Source organism: Chromobacterium sp., from assembly GCF_041912965.1.
GTDB lineage: Bacteria > Pseudomonadota > Gammaproteobacteria > Burkholderiales > Chromobacteriaceae > Chromobacterium > Chromobacterium aquaticum.
The window spans coordinates 1-6,167 of the sequence record NZ_JAYSGF010000079.1 but is presented as its reverse complement, the minus strand read 5'-3'; the positions used below and the strand labels follow the sequence as shown (position 1 = coordinate 6,167).

Below are 6,167 nucleotides of genomic sequence, written 5' to 3'. Positions count from 1 at the left end.
TCGGCTATTTCGGCCTCGATCAAACCTTCATCCTGCCGGACTGGCGCGACGCCGGTCTGCTGTTGGTGCTGGCGCTGGCCTGCACGCTGCTGCCGTTCATCCTGTCCCTGCACGCCTTGCGCCACATCAGTGCGTTCTCCACCCAGCTGGCGCTGAACCTGGAGCCGGTATACGCCATCGTCATCGCCGCATTGTGGCTGAAGGAGCACCGCGAGCTGACGCCGCAGTTCTACCTCGGTGTGGCCATCGTGTTGGCGGCGGTGTTCGTGCAGCCGCTGCTGTTGAAACCGAAGCGCGCGGCCTGACGACGCGCGCGAGTGCGAATCACTCGCATCCGTAGCGGTTTTGGTATTGACTGTGGTCAATGTGCGACAGGTCCTGTCGAAGTATGATGACGGGACATGACCGCCGCAAAACTCACGCTGATCATCGTCTCCGCCTTGACGCTGCAAGTGCTGCTGTTTGCCGCCTATGCGTTGTGGCGGCGCGTGCGCGCACCGAAGCCAACGCCCGCCCCCGTGGCCACACCGGCAAAAACTCCGGCGGGATGGGATGGCTGGCGGGCACTGCGCGTGGTCCGGCGCGGATATGAAGACGCGGCCGGCACAATCTGCTCGTTTTATCTGGAAGCCGTCGATGGCGGCGAGTTGCCACCCTTCCTGCCCGGCCAATACCTGACGTTCAAGGCGCCGCCGGCGGCGGACGGCAAAGCGCGCACCCGCTGCTATTCGCTGTCGGACAACGGCGACGGCCGGCGTTACCGCATCAGCGTCAAGCGCGTGCCATGGGATGCGCAACCGGGCCCGCCGATGCCGGTCTCGGTGCATTTGCACGAACAGCTGCAGGTCGGCGATACGATCATGGCGCGTGCGCCGATGGGCCGCTTCACGCTGGATACCGGATCCGATACGCCGGTGGTGCTGATCGCCGGCGGCATCGGCATCACGCCGCTGCTGTGCATGCTGCAATGGCTGCTGGCCAACCGGCCGCAGCGACCGGTGCATCTGTTCTACGGCGCCCGCAACGCTCGTGAAATGGCGTTCCGCAACCTGATCGAGGACTGGGCCGCGCGCCATCCGCACTTCAAACGGCATCTGCTGTTCGACAGCCCGGAACCCGGCGACTCGGATCTACCGGGCGTGCGCGATGGCCGTTTCATCACCATCGAACTGCTACAGCGGCAACTGCCCTACGGGCCGGCGCAGTTCTACCTGTGCGGCCCGAACGCGATGATGCAGGCGATGACCGACGGTCTGCGCGGTTGGGGTGTGGCGGCGAAAGACATCCATCTGGAAGCCTTCGGACCCTCGGCGCTGACCAACGCCGCGCCAGTCGAAGCGCCGGTCGATAACGCGACGTCTTATCCCGTCGCCTTCACCCGGTCCGGCGTCAACGCGGTGTGGGACGGCCGCGACGCCAATCTGCTGGAACTGTCCGAGCGCGTCGGCGTGGAGATCGCCAACGCCTGCCGTGCCGGCAACTGCGGCACCTGCGAAACCAAAATCGGCAAAGGCGACGTAATCTACCCGGAGCCGCCGGACTTCCCGGTGCAGGACGGCCATTGCCTGCCCTGCGTCTGCCGGCCGGCCGGCGAACTGGCGCTTGAGGCCTAAGATGCAAGCGCACCTGATCCGCACCGTGGTGTTGCCGTTCCTGATCTGGTTCGTCGGTCTGGCGCTGGCCACGCTGCTTTCCGATTGGCTGTTGCACCGACTGGATCTGGTCTGGGTCGGCCGCTATCTGGGCATTCCCGGCACCCTGCTGATCATCGGCTCGTTCGCCTATTCGCTGGCCAAGCGCCGCAAGATCAGCACCCGTAGCCTGCCGCGTCTGCTGTCCTACCACGAAGTGCTGGCCTGGCTCGGTTCGCTGATGGTGCTGGTGCACGCCGGCGTGCACTTCAACGCCATCCTCGGCTGGTTGGCGGTGGCCGCCATGCTGGTCAACGTGGCCAGCGGATTGACCGGCAAGTTCCTGATCAAGCGCGCGCGCGAACGCCTGCGCCAAGCCGATGAAAGCCCGTCCGGAGCGGATGACCAACCCGGATCCGGCCACTTCTGGGACAGCCTGACCGTGGACGCCGTGACCCAATGGCGCAAGGTGCACTTCCCGATCGCGTTCGCGTTCGGTTTCCTGGCCTTGGCGCACATCATCAGCATTTTCCTGTTCTGGGGTTGGCGATGAACAAGCGCACCGTACTGTATGTGATCGCGGCCAACGTGCTGGCGCTGATCGCGCTGACCTTCATCTACCCCGAGTTCATGGTCAGCCCGGGCAGTACCGGCGCCGCGCACGCCACGCTAGGCAACGACTGCTTCGCCTGCCATCAGCCGTTCCTGGGCGCCTCGGAAGCGCGCTGCCAGAGCTGCCACGCACTGGCCGATATCGGCATCAAGGACACCCAGGGCCGGCCGTTGGCGCGCAAGGGCAAGACCGCGAAATTCCACCACGCGTTGGCGAACCCGGACTGCATGGGCTGCCACAGCATCCACCGGGGCTCGAAGCTGACCCAAGGCGACATCCGGCGGTTCTCGCATGATCTGCTGCCGGCCGATATCCGGCAGGATTGCGCGTCCTGCCATACGAAACCGACCAACGCCCTGCACCGGCCGCTGACCGCCAACTGCGGCGCCTGCCACAGCAGCGAAGCCTGGAAGCCGGCTCAGTTCAGCCATGCAAGCCTGCCGAAAACGGCGCTGGCGCAGTGCCAGAGCTGCCATGAAAAACCGCAGGACCGCATGCATCGGCCGTTCACCGGCAATTGCGGCAGCTGCCACAGCACCACGGCCTGGGAGCCGGCCACCTTCAACCACAACCGCTACTTCGTGCTGGACAAGGACCACAACACCGACTGCGCCACCTGCCATACCGGCAATCTACGCGGCATCGGCGGCACGGATTTCAAACAGTACATCTGCTACGGCTGCCACGAGCACACACCGGCCAAGATCCGCGCCGAGCATCTGGAGGAAGGCATCCGCAACTTCAACAACTGCGTGAAATGCCACCGCGATCCGCGCGTGGAGCCCGAAGGCTACGGCGAATCCGGCGACGACTAGCGGCCGCGGCATGGCATACGGCGGCAGATGCGCGCCGACCCGAACGGGTGCATGATGGGCGCTCCACCTAACGGAGAACTGCCATGTACGTCGACGGATTCCTGACCCCGGTGAAGAAGGACAAACTTGCCGATTACAAGAAGATGGCCCGCGCCTGCGGCAAGATCTGGAAGGAACACGGCGCGTTGCAGTATCTGGAGGCCGTGGCCGACGACGCGCCGTACGGCAAGCGCACCTCGTTCCCGCGCGCGGTGAAGCTGCAGGATGACGAGGTGGTGGTGTTCGCCTACGTGCTGTACACCAGCCGCAAGGAACGCGACCGCATCATGAACGCGGTGATGACCGACAAGCGCCTGGCCAAGTTCATGGATCCGAAAACGCTGCCGTTCGACGGCAAGCGCATGATCTGGGGCGGATTCAAGGAAATCGTGGGCTACTGAGCCGGCTCAGTTGATGAGGTACACCCGCGCCTTCGGGTAGTCCTCATGCACTTCCAGGAACCAGCGCCCGGCGATGCCGGGCACCACGCGGATTTCCGGGCTCTGCATCGGCTTGGGTAGCGTCATATGGCCCTTCAGCACCTTCCACTGCTGGCCGTTTTCCAGCTCGAACACCGCGCCTTCCTGCCAGCCGGTGACGGTACCTTTCAGCCGGCTTTGGATCGGCTGCACATCCACACCCAGCAGCGGCATGGCGGCTTTCGGCGGCGGCTGCGTTGCAACGACCTCGCCCTGCAACACGCGGTTGAGCGCGGCCAATTGCTCGGCCGACAGCGTGTCGAGCCCGGTTTCGCGCAGCTGTTCGGCGCTCAGGCGCTGCTCCAGCGGCACATAGGGTGTGGCGGCGGATGCGGCAGCGCAGAAAGCGAACGCTAACGCACAGATAAAGAATCGGATGGCGGCCATGGCGTCACTTCCCCTTTGAATGTGACTAGTCTATGACGGTTTTGTGACAAAAATATTTCAATGAATAATCATTGATCGAAAAAACATAGACTCCTTACAAATCTTCGACGATGGTCTCAGAAGCTCCCATTTTCTTTCTTATTAGTTTAACAACCGAAGCATCATCAAGTGCTATCTGAAGCATTCTGGTTATAACAAAATCTATCTCAGGAGGCAGATTATCTAATGGCAAAGCCATTGCAATGTCAGCCCTAACATGAGGAGCCTTTACGCTACCATCTGAGGATGTGCCAAGATTAATTTTTGACCCCAATCTTCTAGCCAAATCTACAGAAGCACCCTGGGAATTAATTGAGTATTTTGCAAAAACACTCTTGATTTCATTAACAACTTTTAATGAAGATTCATTAAAAATTGCCCACTCTAAATCACAAGAGAAGAACAATCCGTTGAGACTTGAAATAGCATGATTAAGGCTTATAAAATTCTTTACAGAACGCGTTTCAGGCAGCCAGTCTTTATCACCAAAATCTTTAATAACAGCATCCACATCAGACTTGACCTGCCTTCCTGAGTTTCGAAAGGCAACAAGTAAAGCTCTTTGAGTTGATGCCGATGCAGCGTCAGCATCCATAATCCACACCGACTTAATTGGGCGGTTATGGCCAACCGAATATGAATCAACTAAAGAGAACCAGGGAGCGTAGTTTTTACATCCTCCTGTAGGCTGTATGACAATACTTCGCAACAATGAGAAATATCCAGTTTTTTCGGCTATTCGCTTGAGTAAACAATTAAATAAAGCCCTATCTCCCTCACCCTCAACAAAAACGACAGTCCTAGCAAAAAAAATTTCTGAGCTAGCAACTGACATCAATGATGAATTAATACTATTTCTGGTTTCATCGACAAAAGCCGGATGGAAATGTTTTTGCTTCCTAACTAAAACAATCTCCCCATAATTAGCCTCGTCAACAATCACGGGCGAATGAGTAGTAAGCACCGCTTTATCGACTTTTGAACTAAGAGTATTTCGCAGATAGTGCATAAATTGACGCTGAGCAGATGGGTGCAAAAAAGCCTCTGGCTCCTCAATAACAACAATCACCTCTGCAATTGACTTGTTTGTTTTGTTTAGATCATCAATTGTAAGATCAATATCAATAAGACTCTGAAGCCCATTTCCAGTTTCGGTCGGAAGAACCATTTTTTCATCGTGGTTTCCAGTAGATACGTATAAATGCAATGCATTATCTAAGAGCCTACCCACATCACTGGGCTTCAAGTTAACTCTTACTTCATTTGCAATCATCATTCCACTTAATGGGCTCTGATTGCTCATGCCAATATTTTGGCTATTCATTTCAATGATTTTTTTGAATTTTTCTATAATCTCTAATGCAATGCGGTATTCCTTTGGTGACCCGGCCTGACGAGAATGTGAAATCTTATTTTGAACCTTATGTCGAACAGAATTTGTTATTTTTTCTGAAAACTTAGACGACCCCGCATCACGCACAGGCGGCAAAAAAATCAACTTTGTACTTTTCTGAACTTCCTTAAGAAGCTCAACAGCCTTTAAATCGTGCTTTTCCGAACGCCTTGGTGGGCCATAATTTAACCTATAGGCGCCATCTGATAAATTCACTGAAAATCTAAGAGATAAGTTCCCACCTTTTTTAACGCCATATTTTCTTCCGAAGTTTCCATCCAATACATTTAAATTCAAAGTAAATCTTCGGGCTTTATGATTTTGTGAGTTTGCTGGATACCAAAACGCCAGCTCATCAGGACTTAAGTACAACTCGTTATTAGATTGCACCAATGATCGCCCGTTTAATACCTTATCAAACATCTTTAATAATGAACTTTTACCTTCATTATTTTCCCCAACGAGAATCGTAAGTTCTTTGAACTGTAGAATCGTATTCTGATATCCCCTTAAGTTTTCAGCTTCAACTGAAACAACTTGAAATTTTTTTTTCATACTAATTCCATTTAGTTGTAGAAAGAAATTCTCAAACCATCGGCAACTTCAAACCCTTTTCCTTGGCGCAATCAACGGCAATCTCATAACCCGCATCGGCATGGCGCATCACACCGGTGCCCGGATCGTTCCACAGCACGCGCGCCAGGCGCTTGGCCGCGGCCTCGGTGCCGTCGGCCACGATGACCACGCCCGAGTGCTGCGAATAGCCCATGC

At 55.9% G+C, this 6,167-nt stretch carries 7 protein-coding genes and 1 pseudogene; 5 read left to right on the top strand and 3 right to left on the bottom strand.

Annotation, left to right across the window (positions count from 1 at the left end; all coding sequences use genetic code 11):
• From ACE3QM_RS22485 to ACE3QM_RS22465, 5 genes are all read left to right on the top strand, one after another.
• A partial coding sequence (locus ACE3QM_RS22485) for an EamA family transporter (protein WP_374425020.1) occupies positions 1-305 on the top strand: 305 nt, incomplete at its 5' end.
• Positions 306-401: 96 nt separating this feature from the next.
• The gene (locus tag ACE3QM_RS22480) at positions 402-1,613 is read left to right on the top strand and encodes a 2Fe-2S iron-sulfur cluster-binding protein (RefSeq protein ID WP_374425018.1); all 1,212 of its coding nucleotides are present in this window, start codon (positions 402-404) and stop codon (positions 1,611-1,613) included.
• A 1-nt stretch (position 1,614) separates the two neighbouring features.
• Entirely contained in the window at positions 1,615-2,184 is a 570-nt protein-coding gene (locus ACE3QM_RS22475) for a hypothetical protein (RefSeq protein WP_374425016.1), read from the top strand.
• Positions 2,181-3,059 (top strand): cytochrome c3 family protein, encoded by an 879-nt coding sequence (locus ACE3QM_RS22470; RefSeq protein ID WP_374425014.1) that lies wholly within the window; start codon positions 2,181-2,183, stop codon positions 3,057-3,059. The genes ACE3QM_RS22475 and ACE3QM_RS22470 overlap by 4 nt, the downstream gene beginning before the upstream one ends.
• A gap of 83 nt (positions 3,060-3,142) precedes the next feature.
• Positions 3,143-3,499 carry a DUF1428 domain-containing protein gene (locus ACE3QM_RS22465; RefSeq protein ID WP_188447122.1) on the top strand — a complete coding sequence of 119 codons (357 nt, stop codon included), beginning with the start codon at positions 3,143-3,145 and terminating at the stop codon, positions 3,497-3,499.
• A gap of 6 nt (positions 3,500-3,505) precedes the next feature.
• Here ACE3QM_RS22465 and ACE3QM_RS22460 read toward each other — a convergent pair whose 3' ends face one another.
• The 3 genes and pseudogenes from ACE3QM_RS22460 to ACE3QM_RS22450 all read right to left on the bottom strand — a co-directional run.
• Entirely contained in the window at positions 3,506-3,964 is a 459-nt protein-coding gene (locus ACE3QM_RS22460) for a hypothetical protein (protein ID WP_374425012.1), read from the bottom strand.
• A 94-nt stretch (positions 3,965-4,058) separates the two neighbouring features.
• Complete coding sequence (locus ACE3QM_RS22455; RefSeq protein WP_374425010.1) at positions 4,059-5,951, bottom strand: ATP-dependent endonuclease; 1,893 nt, start codon at positions 5,949-5,951, stop codon at positions 4,059-4,061.
• 31 nt (positions 5,952-5,982) lie between these two features.
• Positions 5,983-6,167 (bottom strand): annotated as a pseudogene (locus ACE3QM_RS22450) (urocanate hydratase); the annotation flags it as partial.

What these genes read in the sequence shown, in the direction of transcription:
- ACE3QM_RS22480 (WP_374425018.1), top strand. Translation starts at nt 402, where the DNA reads ATGACCGCCGCAAAACTCACGCTGATCATCGTCTCCGCCTTGACGCTG.
- ACE3QM_RS22475 (WP_374425016.1), top strand. Translation starts at nt 1,615, where the DNA reads ATGCAAGCGCACCTGATCCGCACCGTGGTGTTGCCGTTCCTGATCTGG.
- ACE3QM_RS22470 (WP_374425014.1), top strand. Translation starts at nt 2,181, where the DNA reads ATGAACAAGCGCACCGTACTGTATGTGATCGCGGCCAACGTGCTGGCG.
- ACE3QM_RS22465 (WP_188447122.1), top strand. Translation starts at nt 3,143, where the DNA reads ATGTACGTCGACGGATTCCTGACCCCGGTGAAGAAGGACAAACTTGCC.
- ACE3QM_RS22460 (WP_374425012.1), bottom strand. Translation starts at nt 3,964, where the DNA reads ATGGCCGCCATCCGATTCTTTATCTGTGCGTTAGCGTTCGCTTTCTGC.
- ACE3QM_RS22455 (WP_374425010.1), bottom strand. Translation starts at nt 5,951, where the DNA reads ATGAAAAAAAAATTTCAAGTTGTTTCAGTTGAAGCTGAAAACTTAAGG.